The organism is Pseudohongiella sp. O18 (genome assembly GCF_021729085.1).
Lineage (GTDB): Bacteria > Pseudomonadota > Gammaproteobacteria > Pseudomonadales > Pseudohongiellaceae > Pseudohongiella.
Genome location: NZ_JAJSAR010000001.1, coordinates 828,911 through 846,257, shown reverse-complemented (window position 1 = coordinate 846,257; position 17,347 = coordinate 828,911). Strand labels below are relative to the sequence as shown.

Annotated in this window: 16 protein-coding genes; 6 read left to right on the top strand and 10 right to left on the bottom strand. The window is 56.4% G+C overall.

Annotation, left to right across the window (positions count from 1 at the left end; all coding sequences use genetic code 11):
* Positions 1-3 precede the first annotated feature (3 nt).
* Entirely contained in the window at positions 4-465 is a 462-nt protein-coding gene (locus LVD14_RS03790) for a GNAT family N-acetyltransferase (RefSeq protein ID WP_237132697.1), read from the bottom strand.
* Positions 466-601: 136 nt separating this feature from the next.
* Between LVD14_RS03790 and LVD14_RS03785 the strand changes: the two genes are divergently transcribed.
* Entirely contained in the window at positions 602-1,978 is a 1,377-nt protein-coding gene (locus LVD14_RS03785) for an MFS transporter (RefSeq protein ID WP_237132696.1), read from the top strand.
* Between the two features lie 22 nt (positions 1,979-2,000).
* Here the strand turns inward: LVD14_RS03785 and LVD14_RS03780 are convergent, their stop codons facing one another.
* Entirely contained in the window at positions 2,001-2,879 is an 879-nt protein-coding gene (locus LVD14_RS03780) for an alpha/beta hydrolase family esterase (RefSeq protein WP_237132695.1), read from the bottom strand.
* Between the two features lie 205 nt (positions 2,880-3,084).
* Here LVD14_RS03780 and LVD14_RS03775 point away from each other — a divergent pair, with 205 nt between their 5' ends.
* Positions 3,085-3,780: a GDSL-type esterase/lipase family protein gene (locus tag LVD14_RS03775; RefSeq protein ID WP_237132694.1), complete on the top strand. Its 696-nt coding sequence runs from the start codon at positions 3,085-3,087 to the stop codon at positions 3,778-3,780.
* A 9-nt stretch (positions 3,781-3,789) separates the two neighbouring features.
* A complete protein-coding gene (locus LVD14_RS03770) occupies positions 3,790-4,752 on the top strand; it encodes a homoserine kinase (protein WP_237132693.1) in 963 nt (320 codons plus the stop codon).
* Here LVD14_RS03770 and LVD14_RS03765 read toward each other — a convergent pair.
* The 3 genes from LVD14_RS03765 to LVD14_RS03755 form a co-directional block, all read right to left on the bottom strand.
* Positions 4,749-6,383 (bottom strand): hypothetical protein, encoded by a 1,635-nt coding sequence (locus LVD14_RS03765; RefSeq protein WP_237132692.1) that lies wholly within the window; start codon positions 6,381-6,383, stop codon positions 4,749-4,751. The two genes, LVD14_RS03770 and LVD14_RS03765, sit on opposite strands and share 4 nt — an antisense overlap.
* A gap of 2 nt (positions 6,384-6,385) precedes the next feature.
* On the bottom strand, positions 6,386-7,894 hold the full coding sequence (locus tag LVD14_RS03760; RefSeq protein ID WP_237132691.1) for a serine hydrolase domain-containing protein: 1,509 nt from the start codon (positions 7,892-7,894) through the stop codon (positions 6,386-6,388).
* 111 nt (positions 7,895-8,005) lie between these two features.
* Entirely contained in the window at positions 8,006-9,232 is a 1,227-nt protein-coding gene (locus tag LVD14_RS03755; protein ID WP_237132690.1) for an SGNH/GDSL hydrolase family protein, read from the bottom strand.
* Between the two features lie 59 nt (positions 9,233-9,291).
* Between LVD14_RS03755 and LVD14_RS03750 the strand changes: the two genes are divergently transcribed.
* Positions 9,292-9,969 carry a class I SAM-dependent methyltransferase gene (locus LVD14_RS03750; protein WP_237132689.1) on the top strand — a complete coding sequence of 226 codons (678 nt, stop codon included), beginning with the start codon at positions 9,292-9,294 and terminating at the stop codon, positions 9,967-9,969.
* Between the two features lie 42 nt (positions 9,970-10,011).
* Here LVD14_RS03750 and LVD14_RS03745 read toward each other — a convergent pair whose 3' ends face one another.
* On the bottom strand, positions 10,012-10,659 hold the full coding sequence (locus LVD14_RS03745) for a DNA-3-methyladenine glycosylase family protein (protein ID WP_237132688.1): 648 nt from the start codon (positions 10,657-10,659) through the stop codon (positions 10,012-10,014).
* Between the two features lie 210 nt (positions 10,660-10,869).
* Here LVD14_RS03745 and LVD14_RS03740 point away from each other — a divergent pair, with 210 nt between their 5' ends.
* Positions 10,870-12,237 carry a cytochrome ubiquinol oxidase subunit I gene (locus LVD14_RS03740; RefSeq protein WP_237132687.1) on the top strand — a complete coding sequence of 456 codons (1,368 nt, stop codon included), beginning with the start codon at positions 10,870-10,872 and terminating at the stop codon, positions 12,235-12,237.
* A gap of 1 nt (position 12,238) precedes the next feature.
* On the top strand, positions 12,239-13,231 hold the full coding sequence (locus LVD14_RS03735) for a cytochrome d ubiquinol oxidase subunit II (protein WP_237132686.1): 993 nt from the start codon (positions 12,239-12,241) through the stop codon (positions 13,229-13,231).
* Between the two features lie 85 nt (positions 13,232-13,316).
* Here the strand turns inward: LVD14_RS03735 and LVD14_RS03730 are convergent, their stop codons facing one another.
* From LVD14_RS03730 to LVD14_RS03715, 4 genes are read right to left on the bottom strand one after another with little or no spacing between them, the layout of a single operon-like run.
* Positions 13,317-14,414 carry an MBL fold metallo-hydrolase gene (locus LVD14_RS03730; protein ID WP_237132685.1) on the bottom strand — a complete coding sequence of 366 codons (1,098 nt, stop codon included), beginning with the start codon at positions 14,412-14,414 and terminating at the stop codon, positions 13,317-13,319.
* A 30-nt stretch (positions 14,415-14,444) separates the two neighbouring features.
* A complete protein-coding gene (locus LVD14_RS03725; RefSeq protein ID WP_237132684.1) occupies positions 14,445-15,923 on the bottom strand; it encodes a M48 family metalloprotease in 1,479 nt (492 codons plus the stop codon).
* Between the two features lie 37 nt (positions 15,924-15,960).
* Positions 15,961-16,650 carry a hypothetical protein gene (locus LVD14_RS03720; protein ID WP_237132683.1) on the bottom strand — a complete coding sequence of 230 codons (690 nt, stop codon included), beginning with the start codon at positions 16,648-16,650 and terminating at the stop codon, positions 15,961-15,963.
* A 30-nt stretch (positions 16,651-16,680) separates the two neighbouring features.
* Positions 16,681-17,295, bottom strand: coding sequence for a hypothetical protein (locus tag LVD14_RS03715; RefSeq protein WP_237132682.1), 615 nt, complete (start codon positions 17,293-17,295; stop codon positions 16,681-16,683).
* Positions 17,296-17,347: the final 52 nt, after the last annotated feature.

Here is a 17,347-nt window from a genome sequence, read left to right as displayed (position 1 = left end):
AGCTCAGTTAAATTCCACACTCATGATGGTTACTGGCGTACCGTTGTATGGCTCGCGACTGAGTATCTGCCAGCCCAGCCCGGCATACAACTGCTCCTGGTCAGGGGTGTACAGATACAGTTTCTTCACGCCGTTGTCGCGCGCATGATCCATTATTCGTTTAACCAGAACGCTACCGATACCCTGTTTGCGATGTGCCGGTGCCACAAAAACACTGGCCAGCCAGGGTGTCAGCTCGGGGTGCGTGCTCATGTCCTCGGCCAGCATGGAGGCGGAACCCAACAACTCACCGTCGCGCTCCGCGACGAATGTGATCGGGATGACATCACCGCGCAAGTCACACTGCATTTCTTCGACACGGGCTTCGAAAGAACGTTCCGGATTGAGGTAGGACCATTCGGCATGATGCCATTTTGCCAGCGTCATCAAATGTTCCGGGCGATCCTTGAGAGAAATGATTTCCATAATAACTCCGTTTTTCTTTGCCCAGGACTATAACACGCTGTCTGCGAGGCGCGCTGCAATCGACTGTACTGGCAGAGGTGTTATGATACGCGCTGGCAGTTTGCCGCCATCCGCCCGACAGCAGGGAATCCGCGTTTTGTCACAGCACCCCCAGTCACGCGCCATCCTGGCCATGGTCCTTCTTAACTCCTTTGCGGTGCCATTGATGTTATCGGCTGCCAACGTCGCTCTGCCGGCCATGGGTGAAGATCTGACCATGACAGCTGTCGCAATGAGCTGGGTGCCGATGGCATTTCTGATGGCCAGTACGATGTTTGTACTGATATTCGGTCGCCTCTCCGACCGCGTGGGTCGCAAGCGCATTTTCATGATCGGCACGGCGGCTGTCATTGCGTCCTCGATACTGACATCACTGGCGCCAACCGGGGAACTGCTGCTGGCGGCGCGCTTTCTGCAGGGTGTCAGCGCAGCGGCGCTGAACGCAACGCAAATGGCCATTGTCAGCTCGGCATTCCCCGCCAATCAGAGAGGGCGCTACATCGGCCTGGTGACCGCATCGATCTATATCGGGCTGTCAGTGGGTCCCTTACTGGGTGGTCTGGTGGTTGACCATGTCAGCTGGCGGGCTTCGTTTCTGGTTCATCTGCCGCTGGTGCTGGCCGTATTGGGACTGGGCCTGTTTTTTGTACACGACGAATGGCATGGTGAGACGGACACCCGTTTTGATGTGCCCGGAGCACTGGGCTGGATCGCCAGTATTGGTCTGTTCTGCCTGGCCATCTCCCGGCTGCCGGCCTGGGACAGCGTCGCCCTGCTGGCCGCAAGTGCCGTCACCATCACCCTGTTTTTGCGACATGCGCGCCGCTCACCGCATCCACTGTGGGACGTGAACCTTTTTTTCACCAATCGCACGTTTACGCTGTCGGCCGCGTCCGCATTAATCATGTACAGCGCCACCTACGCTAACGTGGTGCTGATGAGTCTGTATCTGCAGTCGGTAAAAGGCATGAGTGCCAGTCAGGCTGGCCTGATCATGATGGTGCAGCCGCTGACCATGGCCATCGGATCACCGATGATGGGCCGTCTCTCGGACCGTATTGAACCGCGCTGGCTGGCGTCGGCCGGCATGGCGCTGACTGCCTGCGGCCTGTTCATTCTGGCCACACTGCACCCGGACAGCAGCACGGCCCGTGTGGTCATCGCCCTGTTATTCACTGGTGGGGGTTTTGCGCTGTTCTCGTCACCCAATGTGAACGCCATTATGGGTTCTGTCGAACGACGTCACTATGGCAGCGCATCGGCGGCGGTCGCCACGACGCGAATGGTGGGTCAGCTGAACAGCATGGTGCTGGTAGCGCTGGTGGTGAGCCTGATCGTGGGAAATACCGTCATTAACGAGGACAGCATCCCTCAGTTGTCGCGCGCTATCGATGTGTGTTTTGCGATAGCCGGACTGGTCTGTTTGCCCGGCATCGCATTTTCACTCGCCCGGGGGCGGCTGCATCGTCAGTGATGACCGCCCCGGGCTTCGACCATCAGGGCTTGGGATGGTCGTAAAGCCATTCCACCAGCTGCGCGCCATAAGTATCTGACACGCTCGGCACGTGGGTACCGGCAGAAATCGTCCACAGCGCTACTGCGCCGCCGGCACGACAACCAACATCAAAAGTCATCACCCCGGTTTCATGACCCGGCAGGCTGGCATCCAGATCTCGCTGTTCGCGGGCGCGGCCCTGGGTGATACAGCCGTTGTAGCTGGCCCAGCGCTGCACGGAACCCATGGCGCTCGGATAGCGATTGCCCTGAATCTCACCGCCCTGATAAGCAATGGTCTGATCCGCGGTGCCGTGGATCTGCAGAATGTTCACCGCATGCTCGGGGGCCGGACGCTGTTCCAGATGATTGGCGCCCGCCAGGCTGACGATGGCCGCGATCTTGTCCGAGTGCTCATAGGCCATGCGATAGGACATGAAACCACCGTTGGAGTGGCCCACCAGATAGATGCGCTTGGGATCGACGTTGTACTCTGACTCCATGCGCTCGATGACGGACATAAGGTAGCCGCTGTCGTCGACGTCCGTACTGAAGAAGTTGCAGCAGGCATCTGAAGCGTTCCAGTAGGGGTTCTGGTCACCACCCGGTTCACGCGTTCCATTAGGTGCGACCAGCAGGAAACCGTAGTCATCAGCAATCGCGCTGAGCCCCATATAGCGGTCGGCTACGGTGCCGCTGGATGTGTAGCCATGCAGCAGCACGATCAGGGGCGCGGGAGTGTCTGACGAGTAGCCCTCGGGCACAGTGACTGGCAGCTCTCCTCGGCCGAGGTCGATGCTCTGGGCAGTCGCGAGGGAGGAAGTCAATGCGGTCATCAGAACGGAAACCGCAATCAGCACAAATTTGGGCAGACGAGGCATAGCAGGGAGCTCCTTGTAGTTTTGAGCGTTATTACTTTGAATAAGGATCGAGCGAACAATCATAACGGAGATGGATAATGGCAGCCAGCTCATGATCTGTGAATTGACACATGACTGCTTGCGGCCCGGCATAGGCGGCAGCTGGCAGACGCGCTACAATCATAAAAAACTAATAAGCGAGGATGCACCCGTGCCAGGAACCCTAGTGACAAAAACCTGTAAGTCCGCCCTGATGGCGTTTGCCGTGCTGTTTGCCAGCAATGGCTGGGCACAGGAACTGCCAGACCCGACCCGCTTTGAAGCGGCCATCGAACGTTTTGAAGCAGCCGATGCGCAAAACCCTCCTCCCGAGGATGCCATCGTACTGACTGGTAGCTCGTCCATCATGTACTGGAACGAGGATGCACCAGCTGACCTGGCGCCACTGACTGTCATCCCGCGCGGTTTCGGCGGCAGCGTCATGAACGACGTCGTGCATTACCTGGATCGCGTGGTGCTTAAGTACCAGCCCCGCGCCGTGCTGATTTACGAAGGCGACAATGACACCGGCCGCAACAACATCCCCAATGAGCAGATCATGCAGCAACTGGAGACGATCATTGATCGCATTCATGCGCAGCGCGAGGACACCCGGATCTACGTGTTGTCTGTCAAACCCAGTGTGGCACGGGTCGACAGCTGGCAGATTGCCTCGGAACTGAATCAGCGCTATCGCGCTCTCGCTGCCAGTGACCCACGCATACACTTTGTGGATGTGGCGACTCCCTTCCTGAAAGCGGACGGCACCGTGCGCACTGACATTTTTGTGGAAGACAATCTGCATCTGAATGAGACAGGATATGACATCTGGGCAGCGACGATTCGCGAGGCCTTGATGGACATAGAGGCGCAGTACGAGTAGAGCGATTGAATGTCAGTTTTCACGCCGCTGAGCGAAGAGGATATACGTTCCTTTCTTGAACCGTTTAACGTGGGCGAACTGGCACACTTTAAGGGCATCAGGGGCGGCAGTGAAAACACCAACTACTTTGTTGACACCCGCGGGCACGATGGCGAAATCAGCCATTTTGTGCTGACACTTGTAGAGCGTGGCCCGGTCAACGAGCTCCCATTCTTTGTCGAACTACTGGATTGCCTGCAGGCGGCCGGTTTGCCCGTACCGTTTTCGGTAGCAGATCGCAATGGCAGCGCACTGCACCGCCTGAAAAATCGCCCGGCGCTATTGCAGCCACGCCTGCCGGGCGAACACCCCTCGCAGCCTTCGCCGCTGCAATGCGCCGCACTGGGCGAGCTGGTGGCGCGCATGCATCAGGCGACATCGCAAAGTCCTCTGCAGCGCGATAACGACCGCGGACCGCGCTGGGTGCTGCAACAGGCTGGCAAACTGGCAGTCAGCCACTGGAAGAACGAAACGCCCTGGCTGCTGCCCGTACTGACGGAGCTGCAGCATTGGTACAATTCCGCGCCTACACTGCCCGAGACTGTCATTCATGGTGACCTGTTTCGTGACAACGCAATGTTGATCGATAATCAGATAACGGGCGTGATCGATTTCTACAATGCAGCCACCGGGTGGATGATCATGGATCTGGCGATCTGCGCCAACGACTGGTGCACCAGAGCGCTCGATTCAGGCGAACTGATTTTCCAGCCATTGCATGTGCAGTCGATGCTTGATGCCTATTCGCGCATACGCCCGCTCAGCTCTATAGAAACACGTTGCTGGCCAAAGGTTTTGCAGCTGGCGGCATTGCGCTTTTGGGTATCGAGGGAACAATACGCTCGCACACATCCGGCGCAGTCAGATGTGCTGATCAAGGACCCCGGCTATTTCAGGACGCTTTTTCAGCTTCACTCACTGCACGCCTCTTAGCGGATTTCGATCAGGCGCGGCTCAGAGAACCACCATTGATTGCCCTGGCGTGCGAACAGCTGGTACCGCTCGTCAGGTGCGGGCTTGACCAGTTGACTGTTGAAGGCTGGCAGTGGAACAGCGAATGCACGGTCAACAAACAGTACCCCCGTCTGAACGTCTGGCGCGGCAGAAAGCTGCCAACTCAGCAGGCCGCTGTCGTATTGCGGCGCCGTCTCTACATCAACGGTGAGCCCTGTCGCTGACTGGCACTGTGCCTGCAGCTCCCCTCGTGGCATCAGGTCGCCTGCATCATTAAAAATCAGCAGCTGATCGCCGGGAATCTGCTGCGCGTCCAGACAGTTTTGTGTCAACGAGACCCAGTTCAGGCCAAGACGCTCACTGACCCGCATCAGATCGCCCTGGATGTAGTTCATTGGTACCAGCGCAGTCTGATCTGCCACGGCCGCAAAGCGGTCAAGCAGATAACGGGTGATTTTGTAGTCCGTCTGCGTCACAACTTCCTGACGATAGTCGCGAACAGCCAGCACCTGAATAAAAAACACAAACACAAATGCCGCAGCAGCATATTCAGTTTTGAACATCGCACGCGCGCGATGGTCACGACAGATGACAACCGCAGCGACAATTCCGAGAGCAACATCCATGGCAAAGAAAATTCGATCAGAGTGCAGTTGGTATTCTGCGATGCCGTGGGTTACCGCCAGACCTGGCAGTCCGAATAACAAAGCCAGCGCCACCAGCTTTAATGACAGCCGTGCATCGCTGATGAAAGCAATCAGCAATGCCAACAGGATGAGCCAGCGACTGCTGAGGTAGAAACCAATAAATTCCAGCCAGGCACCCGCACCGATATTCCAGAAGCCTGCAAAGTAACTGCCCTCTCCGCCAACATCCAGTTGCATGCCCAGCATGTGCCCGCGCCACAGCCAGTAAATCAGTGTGACCATCAATGCGCCGCCCGCCAGGACCCACTGCTTGCGCTGCCAGGCCAGCAGCAGTATGACGGGCAACAGCATCAGATAGACTTCTTTGGATAGCAGCGCAAGAAACAGCAATCCACAGACCGCCAGCCACGAAAGATAGTCGGATTTTTCAGACGCTGGTTTTCTAATCAGAACAAGCAGAGCCAGCAGCGCAAATATTCCCCCGATCAGGTAGTGCATGGTGTAGAAACGACTCAGCAGGGTGGGCAGTGACTGCAAGGATGTCATCAGCAGAATCGTCAACCAGCCTGCCTGTGTGTTGTGCCCATCAGACTGAGCTTCAACATTATGTGTGAGCCGTGACGCTAACGTAGCTGCCAATGCGATAACCAGACTCATACAGGCCACCATGAAGGCGAGGAAGAACAAGGGCCGCATTGGAAACAGCAGGGATACCCAGCGATAAATTGTCATCGGGAAGGGCGTGTAGTTTGCCACGGACAGCTCCCGATAGACTTCGGGCTGCAGGTATGGCTGAAGCCCACCGTAGTCCAGCGCTACACGCATCAGGTGGGAGTCATCACCTGAGAAAACGACCCAGGACAGAAAAGGCAGAAACACCAGGCATGCCAGAAGACTGACAGCCCAGTACACAAGGAATGGTGGAAGTTTTGCAAGCAACTCCCGGGGAAGCGAGCTGATCAAGATTATTGCGCCCCCTGAGAAACTGCATCAAGCACAGACTCGGTCAGCTGCCAGATGGGACGGGGCCCGCTGGTGGTCACCCCCATGCGCACAACAATCAGATCGTGATCCGGGACCACGACTACATTCTGTCCTTCAAACCCGGACAGATAATAGGTATTGGCCGGCAGATTGGGTAAGGGTCGGTCCGCCGGGTCATCGGGCGCGCCTGCGTTCAGCCAAAGCTGAATACCGTACTGCCCCTGGTCAGCTGAACTTGAAGGTGTCACGCTATAGTCGACCCAGCCTTCGGGGAGAATCTGCTCACCATTCCACCGCCCGTCCTGCAGATAAAGCAGGCCTATCTTGGCCCAGTCACGTGGTGTTGCGTACATGTAGGACGAACCCACAAAGGTGCCACTGGCATCGGGTTCAATCACCGCCGAGCGCATACCCAGTTTGCTGAACAGTCGCTCCTGGGGAAAGTTGAAATACTCCTGAAAGCCATCGAAGGCCTGGCGGTGTGTACGTGCGATGATATTGGTTGTGCCGCTGGAATAATAAAAAGTGCTACCGGGCTCTTGTGCAAGTGGCTGATCGACTGCATAAGCTGCCGTATCACCTGTTGTATAGAGCATCAGAATGACGTCAGACATTGATCCGGCAGTGTAGACTTCGGAGTACTCCAGACCGCTGGACATCTGCAGCAGATTCTCCAGCGTGATCTGGCGGCGCGGGTCATCTGCGGATTGCCATTCTGGAATGCCCGGGGGCGCATCAACATCAAAAATACCTTCTTCAACCAGCATTCCGCTCAGTGCTGCAGTGACAGTCTTGGTCATGGACCAGCCCAGTTGCGGCATCTGTGCATTAAACGGCTCGGCATACTGCTCGGCGATTATTTTGCCTTCGTGAATGACCAGCACGGCGCGAGTATTGATGTTCTGATTCGGCTCGATATCCTCAAAGGCCTGGTCAACGGCGGCATTGATGGCGTCAAGATCCACCCCGGGCAGCGCTGCGGGCAGCACCACGCTATCACCGAGGGGCCATTCAGCGTCCGAGGCGGCAGGTTTTTCGGGATAAAGTGCCGGGTCGAATTGCGCCTGCAGTACTTCAACAGAGGTATTTTTAACCAGCGTGCAACCCAGGTGTTCCCGGTACAGTGCCTGTACAGTCTGTCCTGCACCCGCACCCGTCACCAGGTCGCCATCAATCGAGAAAGTAAAATCCACACCTGCGGCAGAAGCATTGCTCAGCTCCTGCGCCATCACATGTTCAATGGCTCTTCCACCGACCAGCACTGATGAGCACAATCGCTTGACGGCACTGCCCAGAGAAATCTCTACATTCAACGCTTCCTGCGCTGCCATCTGGGGAGTTGAGGCCGCTTCCTGCGTGGCCTCCTGCAGAGCATCGACAGCACCTGAAGTTGTTTCCTCGCTGCCTGAGATCACTGTCTCCGTTGGCTCCGAACAGGCAACAAGCCCGACGGCCAACAAGAGTGTCAGTCCTGGATAGGCGTTGCGCATAGACAATTCTCCGACTTTTATTTTAGGAATATCTGCAAGTTACCCTGTGACGCCCGGGGGTACAAGTGCCCTTTGGGTACCTGTGCCCTCTGGGTAAACACAAACGAGCCTTTACCTGAAAATGCCCAGATCGATGCTGTCGGCCATCGCCTTGTACCCTGCATCATTGGGGTGCAGGTTGTCCGACGTGAAGCTGGCGGGCAATCGACCCGGATTCTGCGGGTCTCCCATCGCCCGATCAAAATCAATTACGGCGTCAAAGGCGCCGGAGCTGCGAATCCAGTCATTCACCTGCTGGCGTTTGGCCTCGCCCTCTTCCGTGTAATACCCGGCTCCGGCAAACGGCGTCAGCGTTGCGCCAATAATGACTATGCCACGCGCTTTGGCACGCGCGATGATCTGACGATAACCGGCAATGATCTGTTCCGGGGTAACTTCCTGATCCGTGGCAAGACTGACTGACATACCGATGTCGTTGATGCCCTCCAGCAAGACAATATGGCTGACACCACTGAGCGCCAGCACATCGCGTTCAAATCTTGCCTGGAGGTTTTCACCGAATATTTCAGCGCGCTCATGCAACACTCGATTGCCGCTAATGCCGGCATTGGCAATTGCATACTGCGGCATGTCGCTATCGGCTCGCAGGCGGGCCAGAAACTGATCCGGCCAGCGCAGATTGGCATCCAGTGTTGAACCAACCCCATCAGTAATCGAATCGCCGACGGTGACAATGGTGCTGACCGATTCATCGGCAAGCACGTCAATCGCTCTCAGGAAATGCCAGACTTCAAAGGTTTCTGCACCATCGGGCAGTTGCAGTTCTGTGGTGGCATCACCCGCAAGCAGGTAGTTGGTCTGCAGGCCTACGCGATGGGTGGTGGCATTGCCTGAGCCCTGCGGCAAATAGATGCTGACCGCCAGCTCATCAAGATCGCTCACGTTAAGCCCAACCAGGTCACTGATCGCCACCGCACCACGTGCCACATTAAAATGGGAGTTTCCCGAGAAGGTCACTTCTTGCAAGGTTCCGGGCCTTAACGCGCCATCGCCCGCGTGCAGGGCGACGGTCATCGCACCAATCGCCAGAGGTTTATTGCCATGCACATTCGACACACGGAGGCGGATGGACTCCCCCGTAGCAGTCACCCTGACAATCTGCCTGAGGGTCTGGTTATGAAAAGCATCTTCCGCATCTGGTGACGGCAGCAGGGTGCTTGGACTCATTGTCCAGGCAGTCACCCAGTGTGCATCATGGGGCTGCACCACCGCCGTCAATGTGACGACCAGCGTTAGCAACAGGCCAGACAGGGTGGTCATGAGGTGGCGTCGAGTCATCACTGGTTTCCTTTTTTGCTCTTATTTTTGGTGCTGTTTTTGGTGATATAGTGCCACGCATGAAGGAATCTCACGAAACCCGCATTATCGACTCCTGGCGCAAAAATGCTACGCCGTGGGCTCGTGCGGTGCAAGCACAGACGATCGCCAGTCGCCGCCTGGTGACAAATGATGCCGTGATCAGTGCGGTGCTGGACTGCAAGCCGACGTCGGTACTGGACACAGGTTGCGGCGAAGGCTGGCTGACACGCCAGCTCAGCCCGCTGGTTGGCAGCGTTACCGGCATTGATGCCATTCCCGAACTGATAGCAGAAGCACGACGTCACTCTGCCCATCGCTTTGAGGTCATGACATATGATGAACTGGCCAGCGGAGCCCTGGAGCTCACGGTAGACCTGATGGTCTGCAACTTTTCGCTGCTTGGCAAGGAGTCAGGCAGTGCAGTCGTAACTGCCGCTCAGACGCTGCTTCGACCTGGCCGGCATCTGGTGATACAGACTCTGCATCCGCTGATGGCCTGTGGCGATGCCGCCTATCAGGATGGCTGGCGCGAGGGTTCATGGCTGGGCTTTGATAAGACCTTCACGGACCCGGCACCCTGGTATTTCCGCACCCTGGAAAGCTGGGTCGCGCTGGTCAATACGGGCGGCTTGAGACTGGTTTCCGTGCGCGAGCCGTTAAACCCCGAGACAGGCCTGCCCGCATCACTGATACTCACCTCGCAGCGAACTGGGTGAAGAGCGCGTTACGCGTCAGTTCCCGAACAAAAAGCGACTGACTCAGCCCGGCTGCCTTAGCTCATTCAGGCGCGTCGCCTGCCACAGATACCATGTTGCTGCGCTGCAATGTGGACGCCAGCATTCCCCGTGCTCAAGCAAATCCCGCGGGGAAGGCATCTCAGCCAATCGATAGGCAAGCATGAATCCTTTGCGGACACCCAGGTCATCTACCGGCAGCACATCGGCCCGGCCCAGTTGAAACAGAAGAAACATTTCTGCCGTCCAACGCCCGATTCCACGTACCTTGACCAAAGACTGCACAACCTGCTCATTGTCCATGTCGATCAGCTCGGGCAATGGCGGAAGCGCACCGGTCACTACGTTGCGGGCAAGATCGACCACTGCCAGTGCTTTCGCTCGCGACAGGCCGACGGCACGCAAAGAGGTTTCGGGTGTTTCCAGTACACGCACGGGATCCGGTGCCTGATCCGGGTCACCGTACAGCTCACAGAAGCGTCGATAGATTGTCGCTGCCGCCTTGACTGACAGCTGCTGTGCGGTGATCGCATCGACCAGGGTGCCAAACAGATCATCCACCTGCTTGACCGGGACCCGCAGCGGCCCTACCTGTTTGATCAGGCCTGCCATGACCGGGTCGGCCTTTTTCAGGTGACGAACAGCTGCCTGCGCGTTGATGGTTGCTTTCATGAAGGAATACCGGATGTCCGTGTCTGTCGCTTACTCACCAGTCGGTTTTCTCATGGGATCGTACACCGTTATTGTGTGGCTCCGCAGCTTTTACATCTACACCGCAAGCTGTCTATGAATTTCATATCGCCAGAATTATTGGCATACTCACCAAGAGACCTCCCCCACACGTCTGGCAGGCATGTCAGACGCACACCGAAGGCGACGCGTATGATTGAATTTGACCCATACTTGCTAGCCAGAGCCCAGTTTGCGGCTAATATCAGCTTTCATATCCTGTTCCCTTCCATCACCATCGGCCTGGGTTGGATCCTGCTGTTCTTTCGCCTGCGCTACACATACACGGGCGACCAGCATTGGGAGAACGCTTACCACTTCTGGGTCAAGATATTTGCCCTGTCGTTTGCCATCGGCGTTGTGTCTGGTATCACGATGAGCTTTCAGTTTGGCACCAACTGGCCCGGCTTCATGGAACGTGCCGGTAACATTGCCGGGCCACTACTGGGTTACGAGGTGCTGACAGCATTCTTTATGGAGGCAACCTTCCTGGGCGTGATGCTGTTTGGCAAGAGCCGGGTTTCCAATCGCATGCACGTCATTGCCTGCGCGCTGGTAGCGGTCGGCACTACGCTGTCGGCGTTCTGGATACTCAGCCTGAATTCCTGGATGCAGACTCCGACCGGTTACACGATGATTGATGGCGTCTTCCATGTCGAGAGCTGGCTGGCTGTCATTTTTAATCCATCGTTTCCGTATCGCCTGGCGCATATGATGATCGCCTCCATGCTGACCGCCACCTTCCTGGTAATGGGGATCAGCGCCTGGCGCATGAAGCGCAAAGTTGACGGCCCGGCCACCGCCAAGATCTTCCGCGCCATGGTGGCGACCGCGATGGTTCTGGCACCGCTTCAGGTCCTTGTTGGCGACCTGCACGGCCTGAATACCCTGGAACACCAGCCGGCCAAAGTGGCCGCTATGGAAGGCATCTGGGAGACACAGCGTGGCGCGCCGTTAACACTGTTCGGTTTTCCAGATGAAGAAACCAGCAGCACACGTTTTGCCATCGAAATCCCCAGAGCCGCCAGCTACATTCTGACGCACGACCTCGACGGCGAGATCCTGGGGCTCAATGAATTTGCTGGCGAACACCCGCCAGTGGCACCCGTGTTCTGGGCGTTTCGCGTCATGGTGGGCATGGGAGTGCTGATGATCGTAGTTGCCTGGTGGGCCGGGTGGGTGCTGTTCAAACAGCGCCGCTCTCCCGGCCCCGCTCTGCTGACAGCAACATCCGTAATGACATTTTCTGGCTGGGTAGCTGTTCTGGCAGGCTGGTATGTCACCGAAATTGGCAGGCAACCGTGGATAGTCTACGGGATGCTGAACACCGCCGACCTGGTTGCAGACCACAGCAGCGGTGTCATGCTTGGCACTTTCATGGGTTACATAGCCCTCTACATATTCGTCATGATCTCATACATCGCCACCTTGAGGTATATGGCTACCAAACCTGCTGCCTCGCTTTTGGCACTCAGGCAACTGGGTGGATACGAAGCCAACCAACAGAGACAGGAGGCGTAATATGGAAACCTGGCTGCCCTTATTCTTTGCAGGTGCCATGGGCCTTGCCCTTCTGATATATGTAATCCTGGATGGCTATGACCTGGGCATAGGCCTGCTGTTGCCGCTGGCCAGTGATAGTGAAAAAGATCTGATGATTGCTTCAATAGGACCCTTCTGGGATGCCAATGAGACCTGGATCGTACTGGGCATTGGCATTCTGTTAATTGCCTTCCCACAGGCACATGGCGAGATACTCACGGCCATGTACATTCCAGTGACTCTGATGTTGATGGGCCTGGTGTTGCGCGGCATTGCCTTCGACTTTCGTGCCAAGGCGGTATCCGACAAGAAGGATATGTGGAACCTTATATTTTCTGTGGGCTCACTGATCACTGCCTGCTCACAAGGCTGGATGTTGGGCACCTATATCACTGGACTGGCTGAAACCGGCCTGAGCTGGCTTTTCTCGATACTGATTGCACTTACCTTGCCCGCGCTTTATGTGCTTTTGGGTGCTGCCTGGCTGCTGATCAAGACGGAAGGCGAACTGTTTGACAAGGCCATGCGCTGGGCAGCACGAGCCATTCTGCCGATGGGTGTTGCGCTGCTGTTGGTGTCTATCGCAACACCGCTAGTCAGCCAGACAATCGCTGACAAGTGGTTCAGCTACCCCAATGGACTGATGCTGCTGCCCATTCCGGTGCTGAGTACGCTGACTTATGGCTGGATGATGTTTTTGCTGTATAGACAACACGCGCTGCGTGAGGGCCGCGAATGGCTACTGTTCGCGGGACTGATCGTACTCTGTCTGCTGGCCGCACTTGGACTGGCCTACAGCATTTTGCCCGACATCATTATCGGCCAGATGACGATTTGGGAATCGGCCGCCAGCACTCCGTCGCTGCTATTCACGTTCTGGGGAACTGCCATCGTGCTGCCAGCTATTCTTGGCTACACATTCTTTGTCTACCGAATTTTTCGCGGAAAAACTTCTGAGCTCACCTACGAATAGCCATCACGGAACAGAGGTGCAACTGGACAGCAGATGTCAGGTGTAGCCCCTGTTTACAGAGGCTACACCTGATACTGCAATATTCTTAGGGCTGGCCATCCTGTTCATCCAGCAATTGATAGATACGGCGTATCGCGCGCGGGTCCGCACCGGGCTCGCGCAACTGAGGGTAGTTGTTGCTGTGTCCCGTCAGGTCGATGGCAGTTGCGGCCTCCTCGAACGAAAGGCCCTGGGCTTTCAGTTCGGCAGTTCGCTGCCAGAGATCGCGCATGTAAGCCTGCAGATCATCAATGCGATCCTTGCCCTGAACAACCGGCCCATGACCGGGGAGTATGGTGTCAAAATCCAGCGCCTTGAGACGCTCCAGTGCATCCGGCCACTCATTGAGGTAGGCATCACCCATATAAGGAATACCCGGTACCATCAGATCGCCTGTGTAAACCAGTCGCTCATCTGGCAGAAACACCACAACATCGCCACCTGTGTGTCCCCGACCCAGGTGAACGATCTGGATTTCCCGCCCGCCACCATCGACGGTCTGGTAGATGGTCATTTTGTCGTCAACCGTAATGTTCGGTGGTGTTGGCACTATCTCCTGAGACGATTCATAGTGTGCCTGCTGCATGGAAATGCGAGCACGCAACTCCTCGGTACGCGCCGGGTCGCTTGTCTGCGCGAGCTCAGCGCGCATGTTTTCAATCTGGTCCGGCACGCTCTCAGTAAAACTCAGGAAGGTAGACTCTTCCAGCACATTGCCGAGTTCGCCGGAGAGTTTCTGTCGCGTATAGGGGTGTCCGATTATTTCCACTTCCTGCGGAAATACCTGATTGCCGTGTGCGTGATCAAAGTGATAATGGGTATTGACGAGGTAGCGCACCGGCTTGTCGCTGACCGACTTGATCGCATCCAGAAGCGCCATGCCGGCATTGGGTGTGACATGAGAGTCGACCACCAGGAGATCATGCTCGCCTTCAATGAGCATGGCGTGACTCATCACGTTGACTGTGCCCGTGCCGACTACGTGATAGATGTCATCCCTGATGGGAGTGAATGTGTGCGTTCGGGTGGTAATGGCTCCAGTCGGAGAGCCATCCTGCGCAGTACTGATACTGATCAATGCCAGCAAAGATACTGCTGCCGAAGTGCCGAATAGCGATGCCTTAATCCAGTTTCTTGTTGTCATTGTCAAATCCCTGGCTCTCAAGAACCTTTTTTATTGCAGAATTTTTATCCATTCGCCCGGCTCCGGGGTGCCAATCGGATAGTAACCGTTCAACAGCCGCAGCGTCTCTTCGGGATACTGACTGATCGGGCTGCGCGCCGCCAGTGCCGCCCAGTCAAAACCAGTGGTCACCTGTACGTAGCGGACCTGCAGTCCGGTACTGCCGGCACGCTCATTCATCTGTATGGCGCGGAACGTACGAATAGAGGACAGTAATAGCCGGTCGAGTTCATCGACTTTTTCAGGGTCTGTCACCTGTGCTCTGAAGACGAATACTCGTGGCCCCAGATAAATGGCTGCAACCCGCTCGTGATGGCCTGATTCGTTGGTATGCGTACCGGTGTAACCCAGCAGGCGATACTGCGACAGCGCCTCAGAACGCTGCAGGTCTTCAATGCCCAGATTCTCACGGATAAAGAGACGTGGCTCCTTGCTCTCCTGCATACGCTGGGCTTCGACACGAATGCTGGCTGAGCCGTCAGCGGCGCTTGCCTGCACTGTAGTAGGTGTCTCGCGAATCTCCCACTGATCGGGAAAGACCATGGTGTAGCTGAGCAGATCCTGGTAATAACGATTGCGATCGCCTGTGCGAACCGTGTTTTCACCAAACGGCAGGCCATCTATCTGTTGGCGGAAAACCGAGGGATCACTTTCGCGAAGCTGCGCATCATCCACCGTTCCGGCCTGTGCAACCGCCTGCTGCAGTCGAATATCATTACGCGGGTGCGTGGTAAACAGACCATGGTAGGTGGGTTGGCGCTGAGCCACCCGCACATTGAAGTCTTCCTGGTTCTTGAGCACGGAAAGTACATCGATCATGGCGCGCGGATTGTAGCCGGCATTGCGAAGATATTCGGCACCCAGACTGTCGGCCTCCAGTTCGTTCTCGCGGCCAAAGCCACTGACACCGGCTGCCGCCCAGATAGAACCAATCTGCGCCAGTTCGGAGCCGATGTAACCACTGCCAGTGGCAACCGCAGCAACGACGCCACCTACTGTTGCGGCAGTGTTTGCGAGCCGGCCGCGTGCCTGCTGTTGAATGGCGTGCCGCGCCGTGATGTGTCCAATCTCATGGGCCAGGACTGCAGCCAGCTCGTCTTCAGATTTCAGATAGAGCAACAGTCCGCGATTGATGTAAACGTAGCCACCCGGTAAGGCAAAGGCATTGATCTCCGGGCTGTCGATAACGGTGAAGGTATATTCCAGGTCTGGCCTGTGGCTGGTCGCGGCGACACGCTGCCCGACTTCGGTGACGTAGGCGTTCAGAGCTTCGTCTTCCATGACACGCATGGAGGCCAGCACTTTTTCATGCTCTTCCTTGCCAATTTCCAGCTCCCGGTTTTCAGTCATCAAAACCAGGTTGCCCTGACCCGTCGCCGGGTTGATGGCACAGCCCTGCAGGCTGGCCGCTGCTAGCAGAGCCCCCAGAATTGCTATCTTTGTCTTGCCAACTACTGCGAATGGCTTCATGAACTGCCCCGTCCTGTAAATACTGACTTGTGGCGCCTCAGCCGCCTTGCACAAACAGCTTCAATTGATCCGCCAGGCTGTTGCAGGCGTTAGCCTCAACCCTGGCAAGCAACGGAATGGGAACAAATACCGCCGGCATGTAGGACTGACCATTGGCGTCTGCACTGATGGTGCCTACTGCGGTATGTGAGGATACGTCCCAGATGCGGGCCTCAAAACTTGAATCATCTTCCCAGGAACCAAACCCGAAACAGCCGCCACCACCCGGCCCCACCGTGCAGGAGATTGACCCCATACGATTGGTGGTTTCTGTCTGCCCATCCAGCCAGACAATGTAACGGATACCAAACTGGCTCATTTTCTCGCTGACCATCGGCTGCGCCATCAGCTGTTGCAGGTCGTCACTGCGCAAAGGGGCGGTGCGCGGCTCAAACCAGGGGAACAGGGCATCGACGAACTGCTGCTCGGGCACAACGCTTAACCCGTCTCTGCCGCGGCCCATGCGGTCACCTACACACTGCACAAAGTCGGCAGCGGTTTCATAACCTGCGCCCTGACGTCGCCCAAGGATGACGACCGTCTCGTCATGACTTATGCCGGTTTCTGCCTGCCGGAACTCATCGATTGTCGTGCTGGTACACGCGCTCAGACCTGCCAACAGCAAAACACATAGTGCTGGCCATATTCGGCAGTGCGCCAGCGTGCACCCTTTTCTAGTTGTATTCATGCTGACTCCTGAAGTATCAGTTACGCCATTTCACGTGCGCCGCGCCAGCCAGTCCCTGACATCTGGTACAGCTGTAAAGCTGATCGAGAAATTCGATGCAAGATCGCGTAGTGCTGCGACCGCTGCATCATTGATACCACTCTCAGCGGTACTCAGACCACCTACCGTGGCATTTCCATACGCTGTCATTACCCAATCAGCGATATAAGAACCATCCGTTCCGGTCAAACGCATATTGTATTTGACCCAGACTTCATACGCCTCCAGCCTGGTCTTTTGCGGCATTCCCAGCTGGAATTCGTCGATGCTGGGCATGAATATCGCGTCTACGCCCATGGCATCAGCCTGCGCCGGGTCGTCCAGCAGGACAACATTCTCGAACATCGCCGGCAGTACGGTGTTGAACAGTTCCATGTGGGTCTGTCCAGACTCCACATAATACTCATCATCTCCTGTTTGAGACCGCTCTGTGTACGTATAGTTGCGTAATGCGTCGCTATAGTAGACGCCAAGGGTCAAAGGAATGCGCTGAATCGTCGGACTGGGGTAACTGCCTCTGACTTCCACCGTACTGGCGGCACAGGCACACAGTGTGGCCAACATCATCATTATCAGGACGCGAACTGGGTTAATGCTGCCGATCACCTTGTCACCTCTCTTAAACTTGCAAAACTGCCCCTAGCATAACCTATGGGAC